Below are 17,881 nucleotides of genomic sequence, written 5' to 3'. Positions count from 1 at the left end.
AATGAAATGTTATGATATTGGATTTATTCAAACATATATTGATGGCGAACTTTCTCATGATATAAGAAAGGAATTCACAAAGCACCTAGATACATGTGAAGCATGCCAAGATTTATTAGTGGAAATCAGTAAATTAAATCAATGGGAAAACGTAATGCTAGATGAAGAATCTGCAAATTCACCACGAGAAATCAAAATTGATATAGAACAAGCATGGAAAACATTTGAAAGTCGTTCCAAGTTAGAGAATGTTGCTAATATAAATCACAAAAAACAACAGAAGAAGGGACTCTTTACAAACATGAGTAAAAAATCAAAACGTTTCATTTATATAGGAATAGCTGCAGCAGCACTTTTCACAACAGCAATGATTCCACAAGTACAAGTGGCGGCTACAAATGTTGCTTCATATTTTTCTGATGCAATTACAAATGATAAAGTTGTAAATGAAGGAATAGCAGATGAAAATGGCGTCATACAAGATATGATGAAGAATGGTAAATATATTCCTATTGATGAAAAAATTACAGATCAAGGTATTACTGTGCATCTCAAAGAATTATTTATCGCAGATTTACGTATATCCGTTCATTATAGAATGGAAAAAGCTGACGGAAGTTTAGTACCATTTGAATTTGATACATCCGGATTAGATCTCGAAAGTGATGGTAAAATTAATGGGCAACAAGAGGAAAACCCTGAGATTAAAAATGATGGGAGGTTATCATTTATCCATGATGCAGATGATCGTCTTCCTTTTGAACTTGTGGCAGCAGGTAAAAAATTAGATAAAATAGGCATCCGTGATAATGATAAACCCGAAGGTGTTTCTACATTTGTTATAACTAATGTAGAAAAAGACGTTTTTAAACAGCCTCTTACTTTAGACGTAAATATAACTAGAATTGGAAAAGTAAATGGATCTTGGAAAGCTCAAATTCCAATTGATACTTCACATTTGAAAAATAATACGAATTAACATGAAAAAAAGAATAGAACAATATGTATCTAATTCTCAGTTTATATATTTTCTTGTTTTCGTTACATTTATTTCTTATATAATTTTTTACTCTATCTTTTATTTATGATTTAAGACCCTTATAAGAAAAATCCCTCTAAAAAAGTAGAGAAATAAATAACCGGTTTCTTACCGTATAAGAAATCGGTTATTTTGTATCTAAAATGCGTTTAAATGTAAAAAAGAAAAGACACCCTAAGGTGCCTTCCTCCGACTTGAACCATCTTAATTTTAATAATATGTATTGGACTCCCATCCAACTATTATTTTACCATGTTAAGTTGTTTTTGTTTATTGAGAAATACAATAATTTATTTATGCTGGTCATCTGTATTCGATTTTTTTTGTAGTCCATGCACAATTGCAGTGATGACACTTTTGATTCCTTCAGGATTCATTTGATCTACGGGTTTATAATTCCTGTTAGCATCATAGGTGGAATAGCGGGATAAAAGTAGAAATAGCATAATTAAAAGAGGAGTGAAACTTCACTCCTCTTTTTTACTTTTGGATTTTAACACTCATTAGATCGCTACTAGAATTTTGCTTCTCTAAGCTTATCTCTATTTTAAGATTGTTTTTATTTATTTCAAAATTACCTGTGCGTGTATTAGAAGCCACTATATTATCAATCTCTTTACTCAAATCTAAGTTTGGATTTATCATAGTGATCCACTTTTCCCCTAACTCTACTAACACCTTATTACCTTCGCCTCTATCAATTACAAAATTAACGCTAAAGTTATTTTCATCATCACCCCTGACAGTGAAATTCCCAAAAAATTCTGGAATCCCCTCTAATACCGGAGAAAATAAAACGACCTCTGAACCTGGACCACCTATTGCTGCATACTTTAATTCGGCATTATATTTTGTGTTGATTTGAGTAACAAGATTTTGTGCTTCCTTCGATACAGATCTTTTCAGTACAGATGAGCTCTCCATCCAACCTTCATAATAATAAATATCATCATCTGCTAAATCTTGCGGTATAACAGTAGGCTTTAAGTCAGGCTCTTTTTCTGATTTATTAATTGCATTGTATAAGAATAGTGCATACTGCTCACGAGTCACGAGACTTTGCGGTTCAAATTTATTATCACCCGTGCCCGTCGTGATTTTATTTTCTTGTAATGCGCTGATAGCACTTGTTGCCCAGTAATTTTTATCAACATCTTTGAAAGTGGTAGTAGATGTTGCTTGGAAGTTAAAAGCCTTTGTTAATACAACAGCTAATTGTTCACGTGTTAAAACATTATCTGGACCAAACTTCCCATTACCAAATCCGTTCATAATACCAGCTTTATTAAGAGCTAAAATTTCTTTTTCAAACATATGCCCTTCTATATCTGTGAAAGGATTTTGTGTAGTAAGTTCATCTACTGGCTTCAAGTAAGCATATATTAGTCTAGCTACTTGTCCTCGTGTAATGTTATCACCAAAACCAAACATTCCGTTTCCATAACCAGCTACAATATTTTTCTCTTTTAAATCCATAATTGCTTTATAAGACCAGTGATTTTCAGGAACATCTTTAAATCCTATTGTATTTTCTGCTTGCACATTTGTTAGAGGAGTTAGTGTTGTTGATGCAATAACTGTCCCTGCTAAAATTAATTGTTTAAAATTCATAATTGAATCCCCTTATTCTTAAAATAATATGTTGAAAAGAATACCGTACATACCCTTTTATATTAACATATAAAGATGCTACATGTAGGTTAATTATGGAAGATTTAAAGAAGATTATTCCAGAAGATAATGATTCCACAACTACATTAAAATCATAATAAGTTACTTCCAATGCGCATTCTTTTCCTTTATCCATTTTAAAAAGATACCATTTACAAATGCAAAAAACCCCCTCAAAACATCAGCTTTAAGGGGATCCCTCCTATCATCTTCTCTCTTCATACAACCGATTTGCTTTATACGAGCAAACGAAAAACATACATGTAGAAATGGGGATAAATGTTAAAAAAAGTCCTCTCATTAATGCAAATGGCGTTTCAAATAAGAATGACCATAGAAACGATACGCCTTGCTTATCCCATAATCCTGGAGTCAAGTATAGTTCTTTCGGATTTACAAATGCTCCTAAATTCATCGTATTACTACTATACATAAATAAAAATAATATCGGCAAATAACAGATCGCTAATTCTAAAAATGTTTTAGATAGACGTTTATACTTCCCTGCTCGTGACATTTGATCTGAAAAAATGTCATCTTCACTTTCCTCATTTACCTTTTTAAAATAGTGCGTACCTGACCACCGATTACCAGCTATATGCTCCCAGCCACTATCTTCAAATAGTGTGCAGTAATTAATAAAATCACTTTTTCTACTAAATACCCTATGGTCTATTTTAATCGTCGCATCTTCGGGTTCTGTATATCTAAATGTATAACCAAATGTAGTGCTTTCTAGTTGATAGCCTTTCCAAGCCATCTCTTCTAACCATTTTTCCTCTTTCTCAAAGTCTAAAAAGAATTTCAATCTCCACATCATCGTTTCCCCCTAACTATACGTGTAATAAACTTTTTGTAACCTCAATAATGTGCTGCATTCTCATAAAGTCTAAATGCAATACTTCTTTCCCACGTTCCGTAATGACATACACTTTTCTTCGTTTATCTTCACTTTTTACCGATTCTATTAACCCTTGTTTTAATAAATTTTCAACCGCCCCATACAATGTACCCGCTGCAATTTTCACTTGATGATTACTCAGTTCCTCCACCTTTTGCATAATTAAATATCCATGTGCTGGCTCTAATAAAGCTAAAAGTACGTAATACGTTGTTTCCGTTAATGGTAAATTTTTATCTCTATTCATAAAGACCTCCAATGTAACGATAAATATATAGCTAAACTATATAGTTAAACTGTATAGTTTGATTTTATACAGTTAGACTGTATATGTCAAATGCAAAAATAACTTTATAAGCCATAAGAAAAACGCTACCTTTTTAAAAGATAGCGTTTTTCTTATTATCCTTGCTTATTCTTAGCCTTTGAATGTAACCACTTTTCTTATTCACATAAAACTTAAACTCTTAAAGAACCACGAAAACCTCTGGCAGCATAGTAAGAATCTGCTCCATTATGGTATACAAAAACATGTCCGAAGCGATAATCACAGAAGAGTGCGCCACCAAGCTCTCTAATATCTGAAGGTGTTTGTACCCAACTTGATGATTTTATATCAAAATTCCCAAGTTGTTGCAACTCTCGATATTGCTCTTCAGTTAATAGTTCAATACCCATAGCATTTGCTACATCAATAACCGTATTTTCTGGTTGATGTTTTTTTCTTGATTCTAGCGCTTCACGATCATAACAAAGACTTCTGCGGCCTTTAGGACTCTCCTTTGAACAATCACAGAAAGTATACTCGTCCTTCTCTTTATCATAAGCAATAACATCTGGCTCACCACCAGTTACTTCCATTTCATTAAGTGACCACAATTTTTCAGGATTAGCAGCCAACTTCGCTTCAACTTTAGCCCATTCAAGATCTTCATGGCGGTTCGTATTCTTCTCAAAACGAGCCTTTAATACTGTTAATAATTCTTCTTGTTGTTCTACTGATAACTCATTTTTATTCTTTGTCATATTAGTCCTCCATATTATGTGTCCTTATAATCATTTAAGTATATGTTTTATAACAAATCTTCTCAATCATTGTTTGCATGCAGTTTACAATAAATTATATAATTTGTTAAATCTGTTTTTCAACAATTTAAAAAAGCATCTGAAACAGATGCTTTCTCTCATTCTCAATATGTAAACGTAATCGTCACTAAAGAATATCCTTCTTTCGCATTATACGGCTCGGCTCTATAAGAAACACGGTTCGCTCCTTGCGGATAACCGATTTCTCCAATTACTTTTTTCACATCTTGCAATGCGCCATCCATTGATTGCTTATAAAGGATTTCAATCTTTGCTGACTTTGTGCTATAACGCTGCTGCATTTTATTTTTGAATTCATTATAGTTATTTGCGATATATTCATTTCCTAAATAATTTAACTTTGTATCTTTTAATATTTGCTGATATGCAGGGGTTTTCGTACCACCTGCCGCAATTTTATTTGTTAATGTACTATAATAATTTGTTGTAGCTTGCGGATAATCACTTCTGTTCCACACGTGATTTCTTGCGATTTGCTCATCTGATAAGTTGAAGTATGAATATGTTACGCGTCCTTGCTCATCTGGCACCGGATCATCGAATGTTGTATCAAGGTGATACCATTTGTTTTCGATTTTCACCAAGTTCCATGCATGAGGCTGACCGTCTCCAGTTCCTACTACAAAATGATTCTCAATTCCCGCTTCTTTTAATAATTGATAGGTTAATAGTGCGTAGCCTTGGCAAACTGCAGAACGATTTACAAGTGCTTCATATGCTGTGTAAGCTTTATAAGACGTATCGTAAGAAATATGTTTTACGACATAATCATGAATCGCTTTCACTTTTTCGTGATCATCCATTCCAACTTGCGTAATAGAAGAAACAATTGCCTTTGCTTGCTTCATTACATATTCCGTTTGTTCTTTCGTTTCACGGTATGTAATCTTCAGCGTAAACGTATAATTTCCAGGTGATCCAGAAATTTTATATGAAACATTCGATCTATTATAATTTGTATACTCATTTTTACTTGCGACTTCTTGATATGCGTTAAACAGTGTATTCATTACTTCTTCCTGATTATCATTTTTCGTTTTATATGGAAGTGTAATATTCGTTTCATACGCATTAATACGCTTTTGCACTTCATCTTTAAATGCTGCTAATAATGCCGCATCTCCTGTATCTTGCACCGCAACCGCAGGCTTTTTATATTGCAAAGCATTATATAAAAACTGTGCGTACTGTTCACGCGTTACCGTTTTAGCAGGTTCAAATTTCCCGTCGCCTGTACCAGATGCAATTCCGTTTGACTGCACCGCACTAATTGCACCTTCTGCCCAAAAACCATTCGGAACATCATTAAATGTATGCTTTTTCTTAGCTGAAACTTGAAAAGCATTTTTAATAATTTGCGCCATTTCTGCACGGCTAACAGAATCTTTCGGTCTAAACCCTCCGTTTCCATCCCCGTTAAAAATCCCTAACTTCGTTAACGTTAAAACCTCTTCTGGAAACAATGTGGATCCTGCGCGAATATCTCGATACGGATTGTTTAAAGTAGATCCATCTTTCAATACATAACGAGCACCTTCATTACTGAACGCACCACCTTGCTTATTCGGTAACAGCGCACGATAAATTAAAGCTGCAACTTGCTCTCTCGTCGCAACATCACCGAAACCAAACTTCCCATTTCCATAACCGGAAATAATATTTTTACTCGATAAATCTTTAATCGCTGGATACGACCAATGCGATGTAGGCACATCAGAAAAAATCCCCGCCTCAGCAGCTCTCACATCACTGCCATTTGTATATAGTAAAGCACCACCTATAAGTGATAATGATGTAATTGATTTTAATAGTTTTGTGTACATAATTCCTTCTCCCAATACGTTCTCTATTTATAATATTTTTTGTCGAAAAATCTAAAATAATATGACAAAACATATTATACTATTAAAATTTTTTGAAGGATATAATAAGTTTCGAAATATGCAAAAACTCATATTGTTATAGGAATTCATAGTGATATTATGTTGTTTTACTTGTGAATATATAAAGGGCTATAGTGTCTTATGTCGAAAACATCATTTATAACCAAGTTGCTTTACTTCTATTATAAAAATACATCAAAATAAATACGAATCAAAAGAGGTGTTAGTAATATGAAAAATAAAAGATGTGATAATTGTGGTTCTACTAATTTTAAAGAGGGGCGAGTTGGAAGTGCTTATCATGCATATGTTTATGAGGATGCACCTAATAGATTCTTTTCAGGTGGGAAAAGTTCGAAACTATTAACAACATTTTGTTTAGAGTGTGGTGAAGTGAAATCATTTAGAGTTGAAAAACCGGATACATTCAAAGAATAAAGTAAACTCAAGAAGATGTTGTTACTAACATGAAAATAGCATTATTTATATTTGAGCTAATAGAAAAAGAATATGATCTAAAAATGATTCAGATGAACTTATTGGAATACAAAATTAAAAAACACTCATAATTTCGTAAAAACTATATTATTAAAATTAAGATGGTTCGAGTCGGAGGAAAGCATCTTTGGGTGTCTTTTTTTATGGAGAATCAGTTTAAAAACTAAAAATAAAAGAACCTCAATACATGAGGTTCAAAAAACTACTATTTTAAATTACCTTCGTAAAAAGCAACTCCATTTTGAACATGTTTTAAATACCACGTAATCGTCCCGCCACAAACATTTTCATTAAAACTATTAGCATATACTCCATTTGAGTAATAAAGAGTTCTTTTGAATTTACCATTAGAATATTCATAAGGAATTGAGCATGCTGCTTGCTTCGGAGAACTCACAGCTTTTTGCGTATCAGCCGAAGCTGCCCCAATTCCTCCTGTTAATGCAATACCAGTTGCTAATACTCCCACTACTAATTTCTTGAACATAATAAATCCCCCTTTAATAGTTTTTATAGCTTACAACTTAAATGTATCATCTTTGTAATTTATGTAAATATCTTGAATATGTAGAAATATTTATTTAATTTTTGGTAATATTGGGATTTTATTTTATCAAATGAAAAATAGAGGGATTTAGAGAAGTATGTAACAATGCATAATAAATCAATTAGATATTATGATATACTCACAAAGAACTGATACAAAATTTCTTTAGATTGGAAAACTAAAGTCTTATCTACCTAAAAGGAAGGCGCCTAATGGCGTCTTTTCTTTATTTTCAAAAGGACCTGCTCAATTCATTCTTTAAAACATAAGGTAAAGTGAACCCATTAAAATCCATGGAATGAATCCTAGTTTTCCCCTCTTATCTAAAGGAGGCACTATTGTTATGGGATATGGTGGTAGTTGCGGCGAAGGCTGCGGTTTCGCTGGAGGATTTGCTTTATTAGTTGTATTATTTATTCTATTAATCATTATTGGATGCAGTTGTTTCTGCTAGAAAACTATTAGAAAAGGTACCTATATATAGGTACCTTTTCTTTATATGCCTTATTCCATGTCTGATGCCAAACTTTCATCATGATTGGATCCGGATTTATTATTTTTCGCATTCATCATACCTCAAATATGAATCGATTTCAGACATGAGCTTTTAACGAAAAGAATTGGGGACCATTTTTTCCCATAAAGGAAATACCTTTTTGAAAACTTCTACTATAGAAGGATCAAATTGTGTACCAGATCCTTCTATAATACGTCTATAAGCTTCTTCAGGAGATAGAGCCGAACGATATGCTCTCGAAGAAGTCATTGCATCGAATGCATCTGCTATTGCAACAATTCTTGCGCATAATGGTATTTGATTTCCTTTTAGTTTTTGAGGATAGCCCTTTCCATCCCATCTTTCATGATGAGAAAGAATTATATCTTCGCTACCTTTTATTAAAGATATATTTTTAAAAACTTCTAATCCTAATTGCGGGTGTGTCTTAATAATAGTATATTCTTCTTCTGTAAGAGAAGATGCTTTCTTTAAAACTTCATCCGGAATACCTATTTTCCCTATATCATGTAATAAACAAATAAAATGAAATTGTTTTAAAGAATTATCATCATATTCATTTGTTTCTTTAGCAAGAATAGTAGCATAATTGGCTACACGTTCACTATGTCCTTTCGTATATTGATCCTTTAATTCCATTATCCTCATTATCGATAAAGCTGTTTCTTTCATTTGTTTTTCATAGGATGCTTTAATTTTTTGTACTAAAAATTTTAATGAAAGAAATACAAAAAATGACGTAACAAAAATTGTTAGAAACAATAATATTAATGATATTGGATAATTAATTTCAAAATAATAAATAGCAATTAAAAATCTACATATCATACAAATAGATACCGTTAGAAGATAATGAATACTTAAAAATAAAGGTGCAGAAATTACTAAGAAGCACTCTAAATAAGGAATATGTAAAGAAGAACCTGGATTACGTATAAACATAAGATCATATGCCAAAAGATAAATAATACTAACACCAAGAAAAATATATTTTGTAAACATTTGTTTATTCATTTTTTTTAAACACTTATTACATAAAAAAAATGAAATGAAAATAAATAAAAATACGAGTTCAAATAAAAGCTTCTGTAGTGTAAAATCCTTTCTAAGAATAAAATGTTGATAAATACTATCAAACAAAAGAGTACTACAGGGAATAAATAGAAACATATTTATCGGTTCTTTCGTTTCAATATTTTTAATCCCTTTCATCATTTTACACACCGCCAAACCTTTTTAATAAAAAAATAAGTTCATATAGATATTATTAATAATATCCAAGAATAGATAATAGTGCAAAAAATACCCTTTCTCATAACCTATAAATGGGATACCGCCATGATGGGAATGTATAAAGAGACGAATAGGGTTATAGAAAAAGAAAAAGGCGAATTCCTTTTGAAAGTAGGAATGCGCCTTTTTCTTGCTACCGATGATAGGACGTTATATTAATCAAGCATGAATAAGTATTCATCACAAAAAATCCAGATCTTTGATTATCATTTTAAATAACCCCGTTGGTTTTTTACCCTTTGCTAAGCTCTTTTTTATTACACGGTTCACTTCACTACAATCTCCCTCTATCTCATCAAACTCAAGTGACTTTCTCCGCATAAACACATGGACTCAACAAATCACTTCTAAAATTTATAAAAAGAAAAGACCTTTTATATACTTATTAAGATTTATATTTTTTCACTGTACAAGGAATAGTTACAATGTATAAATCTATAGCATAGATTGTAACCCAAATACCTTTACCTTCAGCCGCTAGCTTTTCATTCAATTGTGATAAATGCTCTGAAACTTTTCTTTTACCCCATTTTCTAGGAAACCATTGAAAAACCTTAGGAACATTATGTTTTTTGTTATACCATACATTCAATCTCCAAAAAATCAAGAAAAACGAGACAATCACTACAATACAAAAAATATCAAAATATGAAATCCCTAAAATCATATAATATATTCTCCATTTCCATTAAAGCTCAAATAATTTTTTCTTAACTCTAATTCATCCTCTGTCTCAAAACCCTTAAATAATAAATGAACAATGTGATTATAGTTAAAAAATACATTATATTCTTTTGATAAATTACCATGAGAATATGGACAAGCAACATAATCCCATAATTTATTATCAGATTGTTATTGCTTTCTTCTATAAATCATAAGAGATTGATTCATTTCTTCTACAAAACTCCAGAACCAATAAGTAATAATTCATTTCCAATCGGTAATTTAGGTATATATATTTTCTATACAAAGTTCCACCTAAATAAAAATAATTATGTCCCAAGATACTATAAACTTTTCTTTACTAATTAACAACTAGCATTAAAACTATCAATCCAATAGATTCTTGAAAAAACTAGTTATCTATACACTACTTTTGCTAAATATGGATATTTTTCAAAGAGGTAAAGTTAATATAGATCAACTAAATAACGCAAAGAAAATGTTTTATTTCATAAAAAAAAGGCCCCATTGCTGGAGCACTCAAAAATAAGTAAATGAATTAAAACAAATAACAGACAATTTAACTATATAGATTAAACATGAATAAATCTATATATATGTAATATTGCATATCTAAACTTATTTATTGATGCTATAATAGGCTTACTCGATGATTGTTATATTTTTTTATGGTTTTTAAGCAATATGATACCTTCTTAACACCAAGTGTACAAGTAAAAGAAGACATCTTAATCGATGTCTTCTTTTCTTATACAATAACAACACAATAAAATTAAGTTGATTCAAGCTGCAGGATGCTACCTTGATATGATAGTAAAGAATACATCATCACGTTGTCAGCAAGCAAAAGTGTATTCTGCATTTCTGAAAACAGTAGATGGCAGATTGTGCCCTACTGAATCTGCTAAGAAAGAATATACAAGCACATCCTTAACATCATCTTTATTTCCACTAATTGTGACATCAAGAAAATCTTCTATTTGGAATTCTGGCGTAAACAACACAATCTTAGTTGTTCTGTTTGGTTCTAAAGAAACAAAAGTACGAGAGATTTCAACTAATTCATTTTGAGTTGGGAAAAAAGTGTTTCGACTTCTCTTAACAGTTACCGTTACATTACTAGTATGACAGCGTGAATCATTGTTTAACATAATGTTGAGAGCAGTTGGAATAATCCCATTTTCAGAAACGGGAACTCGAAACACTCCAGTAGATTTATGAGCCATATCATCACATCCTTTCGAAATAAAATATATTTACAATATATTAGATGCAAAAAACGTTCATTTTGATAGGGACAAATTATGTAATTAATATATTTATAATAACCCCCGGTATTACTAAGCCAATGATGAAAAAGATTAATAAGTACCGTAAAAAATAAGGACTCATATTACTTCTTTTAAAATTCTTATCTCAGTATTTATAAAATACATATCTTTGTGGAGAGAACATCTAATGAAATTATATATATCAACTAAAAAAATCCCCTCCACAGTAAACAACTTACCATGAAGGGGATTTTATCAAACTTACATAACTCTTATCTCAAACTACCCGCAATCTCCGTAAAGATAACCCCAAGTGCATGTGCACCTGCATCTGGATATCCTAAACTTCTTTCACCTACTGTACCGGCGCGGCCCATGCGAGCTACGATTTCTTTCGTATACTCTGCGCCTTTAACTGCTGCTTCTGCACCTTTTTCAAAGGCAGTTTTCATATCTTCTTCGTTTGAAGCGCTAGCTAACCAAGAGTCTACACATGGAGCAAGTGCGTCAACAAGTGTTTTATCACCAACTACCGCTCCTCTGCCGAATGATCTTTCACCGATCGATTGTATGCCTTGCAGTGCTGCTTGTAACATTTCAGCGAATTCTTTCACTGTTAACTCACGCTTCTCGCCTGCTGCTTTACTAGCTGCGCGGAATGCACCGCCCCAAATTGGACCAGATGCGCCGCCGCAATGTTCCATAATAATCATGGAACAACCGTCAAGGAATGATCCGATCGTTACGTTTTCTTGTTCTACGATAGAATGCCACTCACGTTTTAATTGCTTAAATCCTTTTGCCACACTCATCCCAAAGTCGCCGTCACCTGCATGTGTGTCTAACTCACAGAACGGTACTTCGTTTTTAATAATCACGTCGCTCATTTTATCAACGAGATAAATCATGTTGTTTAATGTAATGACATTATTTTTAATCACAGTGTGCTCTTCCGCTGTTTCTATTTCAAAGGAAACTTCCTTCTCTTCTGTTTCTTCAAGTACATTCACGTACTCGACACTTTCAACTGGTCCATCTACTTTAAACGCTGGTGTATTACACTCTTTTGATAGTAATGTTTTTAGCTCATCATCTAATTTCATTACTGTTAAAGACATACCAGCCATATCGATACTCGTCATATAGTTGCCAACAAATACTCTATTAATTTTAATGTTTCTAGCGGCTAGTTCTCGTGTAACTGCGTTGTTAAATAAGTAAAGTTCTTGCAGTGGTGTTCCGCCAAAACCGTTAACTAGAAGTGCAATTTCCTCGCCTTCTTTTACGCCTAAATCTTTTATTAAATCATTTGTCATACGGTTCGCTAATTCATCTGCTGACAACATTTTTTCACGCTTAATTCCTGGTTCACCGTGAATACCTACGCCGTATTCCATTTCATCTTCCGCAAGTGTGAAAGTAGGTGATCCGCTCGCTGGAACTGTACAAGACGTTAACGCTAAACCGATTGTGCGCACGTTAGCAGCTGCTTTTTCCGCTACAGCTTTCACCGCTCCTAAATCCATACCTGCTTCCGCTGCTGCACCGGCAATTTTATGGACTAAAATAACGCCCGCAACACCGCGGCGTCCTACTGTGTATAGACTATCTTCTACCGCAATATCATCGTCCACTTTTACATAGTCGACTTCAATTCCATCTTCCGTCGCTAAATGCGCACCGTTTTTGAAATTCATAATATCGCCGCTGTAATTTTTAATAATTAATAACGTACCTTTTTTACTAGCTGTCTCTTTAATCGCTTGATATACCTGAATTTGTGAAGGCGAAGCAAACACATCTCCGCACACTGCCGCATCTAACATTCCTTTTCCGACTAATCCTGCATGTGCCGGCTCATGACCACTACCGCCGCCACTAATTAATGTTACTTTATTTTCATTCATTTCTTTCTTCTTAATGACTTTATATTTTTTCAAAAGCTCAAGCTCTGGATGAGCCATAACCATTCCGTTACACATTTCCATTACTAATGTTTCTGGTTTGTTTATAATCTTTTTCATTGTAGTTCTCCCTCAATTCCTTTAATATATTGTGATATATTTGAAATCTTCTTCTTACTATCCATGTTAAAATGAAAGCGTTTTATAGTAAACGGACAAAATGGACAATCTGTCTAAAGACACCGCTCTCATTTATGGGTAGGATTTTCATATTACTAACATTCTAGGGATGATTGAGATGACCTCTTCTATAATTTCTAAAAAGATAATCGCGAACTCATTGAAGTATTTAATGGAAACAGAGTCATTTCATAAAATATCAGTGAGCGATATTATGTTACACTGTCAAATGCGTAGACAAACTTTTTACTATCATTTTAAAGATAAATTTGAACTATTAAGCTGGATCTATAGAGAAGAAACGAAAGAGAACATTATCGACTTTCTCGACTATGAAACGTGGGAAAACATTTTTGATTTATTATTTGATTACTTTTACGAAAATCAAAAATTTTATCGAAACGCTTTTAAAGTTATTGAACAAAACTCGTTTAATCACTATTTATTTGAGCATACGAAAAACTTATATATGAAAATTATTGATGAACTATCTGTGAGCTGTGGATTCAGCCTTTCTGATGAGACAAAAAATACGATTGCCTCCTTTTATAGTCACGGCTTCGTTGGAACGATAAAAGATTGGATTGAAAGTAAATGCGAAGTAGATCCTTCCATTATGTCTTCTCTCATGAAAAATATGATAAACAATCAATTACTACTATTACTGGAGCAATCAGCAAAGTAATTAAAGGGTGGCAAAAGCAATGAAAAAGATTATGAATGATGTACAACATATCGTTCAAGATATGATGCATGGCTTTTATTTTGAACATAACGACAAAGTAAATTACGACGAAACAAATAACATCATTTATGTAAAAGATATTGAGAAAATGAAGCAAAACGTCGCGATTATAAGCGGCGGTGGTAGCGGACATGAACCTGCTGATATTGGTTATGTAGGAAAAGGAATGCTTACGGCTGCAGTAAACGGCAGCATCTTCACTCCGCCTACAGTGGAACAAATTGTGGCGGCAACTCGCCTCATACCGAAGGAGAAAAGCATTTTATTCATCATTAAAAACTTTAAAGATGATGTTCAGAACTTTTTAGCGGCAAAGCAAATCGCTAAAGAAGAAGGAAGAAAAATTGAACACATCATCGTAAATGACGACGTTTCAATTGAAGATGATGCTTCTTTTAATAAAAGAAGACGTGGTGTTGCTGGTACTGTTTTCGTTCAAAAGATACTTGGTGCGGCTGCTCTTGAAGGTCACTCTTTAGAAGAACTAACAGCACTTGGCCGTTCTATCACTGAAAACTTACACACATTGGGAGTCGCCCTTTCACCTGCCAACGATCCGGTGAAAGGACAAGCTTCATTCACATTAAACGACGATGAAGTCTTTTACGGCGTTGGTATCCACGGTGAAAAAGGTTACCGTAAAGAAGCACTATCCTCTTCTGAAATATTAGCAATCGAACTAATGAACAAACTAAAAAGCATTTACCGCTGGAGAAAAGGTGACAACTTCGCCATCCTCATTAACGGGCTCGGTGCAACACCATTAATGGAACAATACATTTTCGCAAACGACATTCGCCGTTTGTGTGAGCTGGAAGGATTACAGATTACATTCGTAAAGGTCGGTACACTGTTAACTTCTTTAGATATGAAAGGTGTTTCACTCAGTTTGCTTAAGATAGAGGAATGGGATTGGGTGAAGTGGTTAAAGGCGGATGCTCGAGTGGGTAATTGGTAAGTAAAAATTATGATGATAAAAGCCTTTAGCTATAGCAAGTTAAAGGCTTTTTGCAAATTGAAATATCGCATGAGCGTTCAAAAGAAATTCATAATCACCTCACTGAAGGATGACAGGTCTTCCAAATAAAGCTGGATGATAAATTAACATCGCCCCTACAAATGAACACACTAAACAAAAAACAGCCTCGTATTTTATGACTAGAGAAGAGTTCGTATTAGGCTTTTTTTCCTCTCTTTTACATATCATTTTAAAAGCTTTATATAATAAATACCCAATAATTGCCCCGAGGGTGTTCGTAAATAAATCATCAATATCTGTAATTCTATTATTAAGTAATTGATTTAACTCAATTGCCAGCGAAAAAAAGAATCCTGCACATACGGTATTTTTCATTTTTCTAAACTGAGGCCAAATAGTCGGTAGTAAGAAACCGAACGGCATAAACAATACAATGTTCAAAAGATACGTAGTACTACCTGCCGTATCAAATAGAGTCAAGTTGATTTGATTTACACGAATCCACGTTTCATATCTACTTATATCCCATACAGTCGCGATTTGCGTCACCTTATACACTAGCGAAAGGTAGAATAGAAAAACATATACCCATAGAAAATGTCGAATAGATATATTTCTTTTCGCTTTAAAATAAAATCCAATTTGAAACACAATACAAAAAATTATAGTGAAAAAATACGTATACAAATAACTAATCAAAACTCCTGTATGCATGTGGAATCCCCTAACTTTACATTTTCATCTATTATTTTAGAACATAGTTTAAGAACCAATACTTTGTTCATATATTTAATCTTCTACTCTGTCTTCGAATATAGGGAATATATTAAAAATATAAAATCCCCACTTCTTTATTTTCAATCTCCTCCTTGCTATAACTTGTTTATAGGATAGGAAAAACTTTTAAAATAAAAAGTGGGGTAAATATAAAATTTTTCTTAAATTTTATGTTGGGTTTTATTATTAATCTTGTTAAGAATCCGCTATTCGTTGTTAGATAACAATATGCTTACACCTATAAAAACATTGAACTACTGAGGAATTCTGCCCTCAATATGACAGCAGATTCACATCAAAAATGTAAATCCTCATTTTCCTCGTATTTTCCTTTATTCAGTCTTTGTCTTATAAATAATTCTGCGATAATTAAATTTGGTACCCACGCTAACCAAGCAATAACCGCGTAACTAAGTTCAAACTGCTCTATTCCAAATAGAACGATAAACAACGGTAGCCAAATTCTTAATGTAACTGCCGCAAAGGTTAAAGAATAATTTCTAATCATCCACTTTCGATGTTCTTTAATTTTTTTATTCTTAACTCTATGTAATGCTTGATATGCTGATGTTAGCCAAAATACGGATAACAAACCAAAACCTAGCTTCGCTACTAATCCTCCCGTAGCATAAAAGGATAGGTATAGTCCAGAAACACCTCCTAATAATATACCAACCATATAGATTCTCCCAGCTATTCGATGACGGTTGATATTCCTTTCTCTAAATTTAGTGGATAATGTAAAAGGACCAATTACTAATGCTACTATACTAGTTGTAATATGTATAAATAACATGCTATACCAGAACTCACTTAATTTAGATCCAAACATAAGCTTCGCTTTTACAAGCCCTGTTTGAAATCCATCCATAATAACATATTGGACAACGATATAACCAGATACTAAAAGAGCAAAAAAAGTAAATACATACCAAATTTTCCTGTTCAAATTTTACTGCCTCCCTATTACATTCATGGAAATTAGATTATACATTACTGTTTATTATTGGTAAAGACAGAAAATCTTTCTAGATAAATGAAGTCCTCCCGAAAAAGGGACATGTAATAGATTAAGATTTCCAAAAATAATGAATATATATGTTATATTATTAAAGGTACTGAAATGGGGGGGGTCTAATGGATATGTTGCAACAAGTAATAGATACATTTAAGTTGAATGTGTTAGCAGTTGAGAACGTTCCTGAATCCATTCGTCCACTTATTAATTTACAAGAAGTTTTACCGTTTTATCGCTTTACTGATGCTTTTAATGCAATCGGTTGGTGTAAAAGAAGAGGTATTGAAGAGCATCAAGCTTTTTTACAGGAGAGTGTAGCATATTTAAACGTTTTGTTTATGAAGGAAGGCTAGTTGAAAGAGAATTATTAAACGTCAATAACTGATGTTTCATTTATAAAGATTTTTTTATATTTCATTATTCAACAATCAGGCGAAATTGAGGAAGATACGCAAGTATATCATTCTATACTTGCGAGTTTACTCATCTATTTCTTCTCATCCCTCATAATAATCGTTGAAATTAAATTGGAGCTGATTTTTATTCATGAATAGACAAAATTCTTCTAATAACAAAGATGATTCCTCAAATAAAATTGCTGCTTTTATTGCAACGCTAGGAGCTCTATTAGTAAGTGTAGAAGTTTTATCTAATTTTTTTATAATTTTTTGGTTAATGATAATAGCAGTAACAAATTTAATAGTTATATTTTATCTTCAAATTAGTGTTTTTAGTTTAGTAACAACGATCCTTTTTGTAATCTTTTACTTTATATACAAAAAGTTATTTGCACATTCTAAATTTGTAGAAACCTTTTCAAAATATAATATGATTATTACAATAGTTTCTTTATTAATTTTAAAA

18 protein-coding genes and 2 pseudogenes are annotated in these 17,881 nt (G+C 32.6%); 7 read left to right on the top strand and 13 right to left on the bottom strand.

Annotated elements, in window-relative coordinates; all coding sequences use genetic code 11:
- Position 1: 1 nt before the first annotated feature.
- Positions 2-979 (top strand): DUF4179 domain-containing protein, encoded by a 978-nt coding sequence (locus DN390_RS23735; RefSeq protein ID WP_147808652.1) that lies wholly within the window; start codon positions 2-4, stop codon positions 977-979.
- A 540-nt stretch (positions 980-1,519) separates the two neighbouring features.
- Here the strand turns inward: DN390_RS23735 and DN390_RS23725 are convergent.
- The 5 genes from DN390_RS23725 to DN390_RS23705 form a co-directional block, all read right to left on the bottom strand.
- Positions 1,520-2,650, bottom strand: a complete 1,131-nt coding sequence (locus DN390_RS23725) for an S-layer homology domain-containing protein (RefSeq protein ID WP_147808650.1) — start codon at positions 2,648-2,650, stop codon at positions 1,520-1,522.
- Between the two features lie 265 nt (positions 2,651-2,915).
- Positions 2,916-3,530, bottom strand: coding sequence for a DUF2812 domain-containing protein (locus tag DN390_RS23720; RefSeq protein WP_147808649.1), 615 nt, complete (start codon positions 3,528-3,530; stop codon positions 2,916-2,918).
- 13 nt (positions 3,531-3,543) lie between these two features.
- Positions 3,544-3,858, bottom strand: coding sequence for a PadR family transcriptional regulator (locus tag DN390_RS23715; RefSeq protein ID WP_001078066.1), 315 nt, complete (start codon positions 3,856-3,858; stop codon positions 3,544-3,546).
- 212 nt (positions 3,859-4,070) lie between these two features.
- Positions 4,071-4,637 (bottom strand): DUF4256 domain-containing protein, encoded by a 567-nt coding sequence (locus tag DN390_RS23710; protein ID WP_097949947.1) that lies wholly within the window; start codon positions 4,635-4,637, stop codon positions 4,071-4,073.
- Positions 4,638-4,801: 164 nt separating this feature from the next.
- Entirely contained in the window at positions 4,802-6,541 is a 1,740-nt protein-coding gene (locus DN390_RS23705; protein ID WP_147808648.1) for an S-layer homology domain-containing protein, read from the bottom strand.
- Between the two features lie 291 nt (positions 6,542-6,832).
- Between DN390_RS23705 and DN390_RS23700 the strand changes: the two genes are divergently transcribed.
- A complete protein-coding gene (locus DN390_RS23700) occupies positions 6,833-7,039 on the top strand; it encodes a hypothetical protein (RefSeq protein ID WP_147808647.1) in 207 nt (68 codons plus the stop codon).
- Positions 7,040-7,304: 265 nt separating this feature from the next.
- On the opposite strand, the gene DN390_RS23690 is transcribed toward DN390_RS23700, so the two are convergent.
- Positions 7,305-7,586, bottom strand: a complete 282-nt coding sequence (locus tag DN390_RS23690; RefSeq protein WP_147808646.1) for an LCI fold-containing protein — start codon at positions 7,584-7,586, stop codon at positions 7,305-7,307.
- Positions 7,587-7,989: 403 nt separating this feature from the next.
- On the opposite strand from DN390_RS23690, the gene DN390_RS23685 reads away from it, so the two are divergent.
- Positions 7,990-8,100 (top strand): YjcZ family sporulation protein, encoded by a 111-nt coding sequence (locus tag DN390_RS23685; protein WP_000540371.1) that lies wholly within the window; start codon positions 7,990-7,992, stop codon positions 8,098-8,100.
- A 153-nt stretch (positions 8,101-8,253) separates the two neighbouring features.
- Here DN390_RS23685 and DN390_RS23680 read toward each other — a convergent pair whose 3' ends face one another.
- From DN390_RS23680 to dhaK, 5 genes and pseudogenes are all read right to left on the bottom strand, one after another.
- Positions 8,254-9,378, bottom strand: a complete 1,125-nt coding sequence (locus tag DN390_RS23680) for an HD-GYP domain-containing protein (protein WP_147808645.1) — start codon at positions 9,376-9,378, stop codon at positions 8,254-8,256.
- A 463-nt stretch (positions 9,379-9,841) separates the two neighbouring features.
- Positions 9,842-10,123: a hypothetical protein gene (locus DN390_RS23675; protein ID WP_048551443.1), complete on the bottom strand. Its 282-nt coding sequence runs from the start codon at positions 10,121-10,123 to the stop codon at positions 9,842-9,844.
- Positions 10,120-10,418: pseudogene (locus DN390_RS30795) on the bottom strand (DUF4176 domain-containing protein). The gene DN390_RS23675 and the pseudogene DN390_RS30795 overlap by 4 nt, the downstream one beginning before the upstream one ends.
- A 561-nt stretch (positions 10,419-10,979) precedes the next feature.
- Positions 10,980-11,369 carry a hypothetical protein gene (locus tag DN390_RS23665; protein ID WP_097949951.1) on the bottom strand — a complete coding sequence of 130 codons (390 nt, stop codon included), beginning with the start codon at positions 11,367-11,369 and terminating at the stop codon, positions 10,980-10,982.
- Between the two features lie 317 nt (positions 11,370-11,686).
- Positions 11,687-13,438 carry a dihydroxyacetone kinase subunit DhaK gene (dhaK, locus tag DN390_RS23660; protein ID WP_147808644.1) on the bottom strand — a complete coding sequence of 584 codons (1,752 nt, stop codon included), beginning with the start codon at positions 13,436-13,438 and terminating at the stop codon, positions 11,687-11,689.
- 178 nt (positions 13,439-13,616) lie between these two features.
- On the opposite strand from dhaK, the gene dhaS reads away from it, so the two are divergent.
- Both dhaS and dhaQ read left to right on the top strand, forming a co-directional pair.
- Complete coding sequence (gene dhaS / locus DN390_RS23650; protein WP_000204220.1) at positions 13,617-14,183, top strand: dihydroxyacetone kinase transcriptional activator DhaS; 567 nt, start codon at positions 13,617-13,619, stop codon at positions 14,181-14,183.
- Between the two features lie 19 nt (positions 14,184-14,202).
- Entirely contained in the window at positions 14,203-15,201 is a 999-nt protein-coding gene (gene dhaQ, locus DN390_RS23645; protein WP_147808643.1) for a DhaKLM operon coactivator DhaQ, read from the top strand.
- A gap of 99 nt (positions 15,202-15,300) precedes the next feature.
- On the opposite strand, the gene DN390_RS23640 is transcribed toward dhaQ, so the two are convergent.
- Together DN390_RS23640 and DN390_RS23635 are read right to left on the bottom strand one after the other, a co-directional pair.
- On the bottom strand, positions 15,301-15,936 hold the full coding sequence (locus DN390_RS23640; RefSeq protein ID WP_147808642.1) for a VanZ family protein: 636 nt from the start codon (positions 15,934-15,936) through the stop codon (positions 15,301-15,303).
- Between the two features lie 358 nt (positions 15,937-16,294).
- Positions 16,295-16,948: a DUF2306 domain-containing protein gene (locus DN390_RS23635; protein WP_097949955.1), complete on the bottom strand. Its 654-nt coding sequence runs from the start codon at positions 16,946-16,948 to the stop codon at positions 16,295-16,297.
- 254 nt (positions 16,949-17,202) lie between these two features.
- Here DN390_RS23635 and DN390_RS31375 point away from each other — a divergent pair.
- Together DN390_RS31375 and DN390_RS30995 are read left to right on the top strand one after the other, a co-directional pair.
- Positions 17,203-17,370 (top strand): annotated as a pseudogene (locus DN390_RS31375) (aminoglycoside phosphotransferase family protein); the annotation flags it as partial.
- A gap of 193 nt (positions 17,371-17,563) precedes the next feature.
- The coding region (locus DN390_RS30995) for a hypothetical protein (protein ID WP_147808641.1) at positions 17,564-17,881 on the top strand (318 nt) is incomplete at its 3' end.

The organism is Bacillus sp. SH7-1, from assembly GCF_008042405.1.
Lineage (GTDB): Bacteria > Bacillota > Bacilli > Bacillales > Bacillaceae_G > Bacillus_A > Bacillus_A thuringiensis_N.
Note: the sequence above shows the minus strand (reverse complement) of the source record. Positions and strands in the feature narration are given on the sequence as shown.

Excerpts from the sequence above, each read along its gene's own strand:
- dhaS (WP_000204220.1), top strand. The coding sequence starts at position 13,617 with ATGACCTCTTCTATAATTTCTAAAAAGATAATCGCGAACTCATTGAAG.
- DN390_RS23640 (WP_147808642.1), bottom strand. The coding sequence starts at position 15,936 with ATGCATACAGGAGTTTTGATTAGTTATTTGTATACGTATTTTTTCACT.
- DN390_RS23690 (WP_147808646.1), bottom strand. The coding sequence starts at position 7,586 with ATGTTCAAGAAATTAGTAGTGGGAGTATTAGCAACTGGTATTGCATTA.
- DN390_RS23720 (WP_147808649.1), bottom strand. The coding sequence starts at position 3,530 with ATGATGTGGAGATTGAAATTCTTTTTAGACTTTGAGAAAGAGGAAAAA.
- DN390_RS23685 (WP_000540371.1), top strand. The coding sequence starts at position 7,990 with ATGGGATATGGTGGTAGTTGCGGCGAAGGCTGCGGTTTCGCTGGAGGA.
- DN390_RS23675 (WP_048551443.1), bottom strand. The coding sequence starts at position 10,123 with ATGATTTTAGGGATTTCATATTTTGATATTTTTTGTATTGTAGTGATT.
- DN390_RS23735 (WP_147808652.1), top strand. The coding sequence starts at position 2 with ATGAAATGTTATGATATTGGATTTATTCAAACATATATTGATGGCGAA.
- DN390_RS23665 (WP_097949951.1), bottom strand. The coding sequence starts at position 11,369 with ATGGCTCATAAATCTACTGGAGTGTTTCGAGTTCCCGTTTCTGAAAAT.
- dhaK (WP_147808644.1), bottom strand. The coding sequence starts at position 13,438 with ATGAAAAAGATTATAAACAAACCAGAAACATTAGTAATGGAAATGTGT.
- DN390_RS23725 (WP_147808650.1), bottom strand. The coding sequence starts at position 2,650 with ATGAATTTTAAACAATTAATTTTAGCAGGGACAGTTATTGCATCAACA.
- dhaQ (WP_147808643.1), top strand. The coding sequence starts at position 14,203 with ATGAAAAAGATTATGAATGATGTACAACATATCGTTCAAGATATGATG.
- DN390_RS23715 (WP_001078066.1), bottom strand. The coding sequence starts at position 3,858 with ATGAATAGAGATAAAAATTTACCATTAACGGAAACAACGTATTACGTA.
- DN390_RS23680 (WP_147808645.1), bottom strand. The coding sequence starts at position 9,378 with ATGATGAAAGGGATTAAAAATATTGAAACGAAAGAACCGATAAATATG.
- DN390_RS23705 (WP_147808648.1), bottom strand. The coding sequence starts at position 6,541 with ATGTACACAAAACTATTAAAATCAATTACATCATTATCACTTATAGGT.
- DN390_RS23700 (WP_147808647.1), top strand. The coding sequence starts at position 6,833 with ATGAAAAATAAAAGATGTGATAATTGTGGTTCTACTAATTTTAAAGAG.
- DN390_RS23710 (WP_097949947.1), bottom strand. The coding sequence starts at position 4,637 with ATGACAAAGAATAAAAATGAGTTATCAGTAGAACAACAAGAAGAATTA.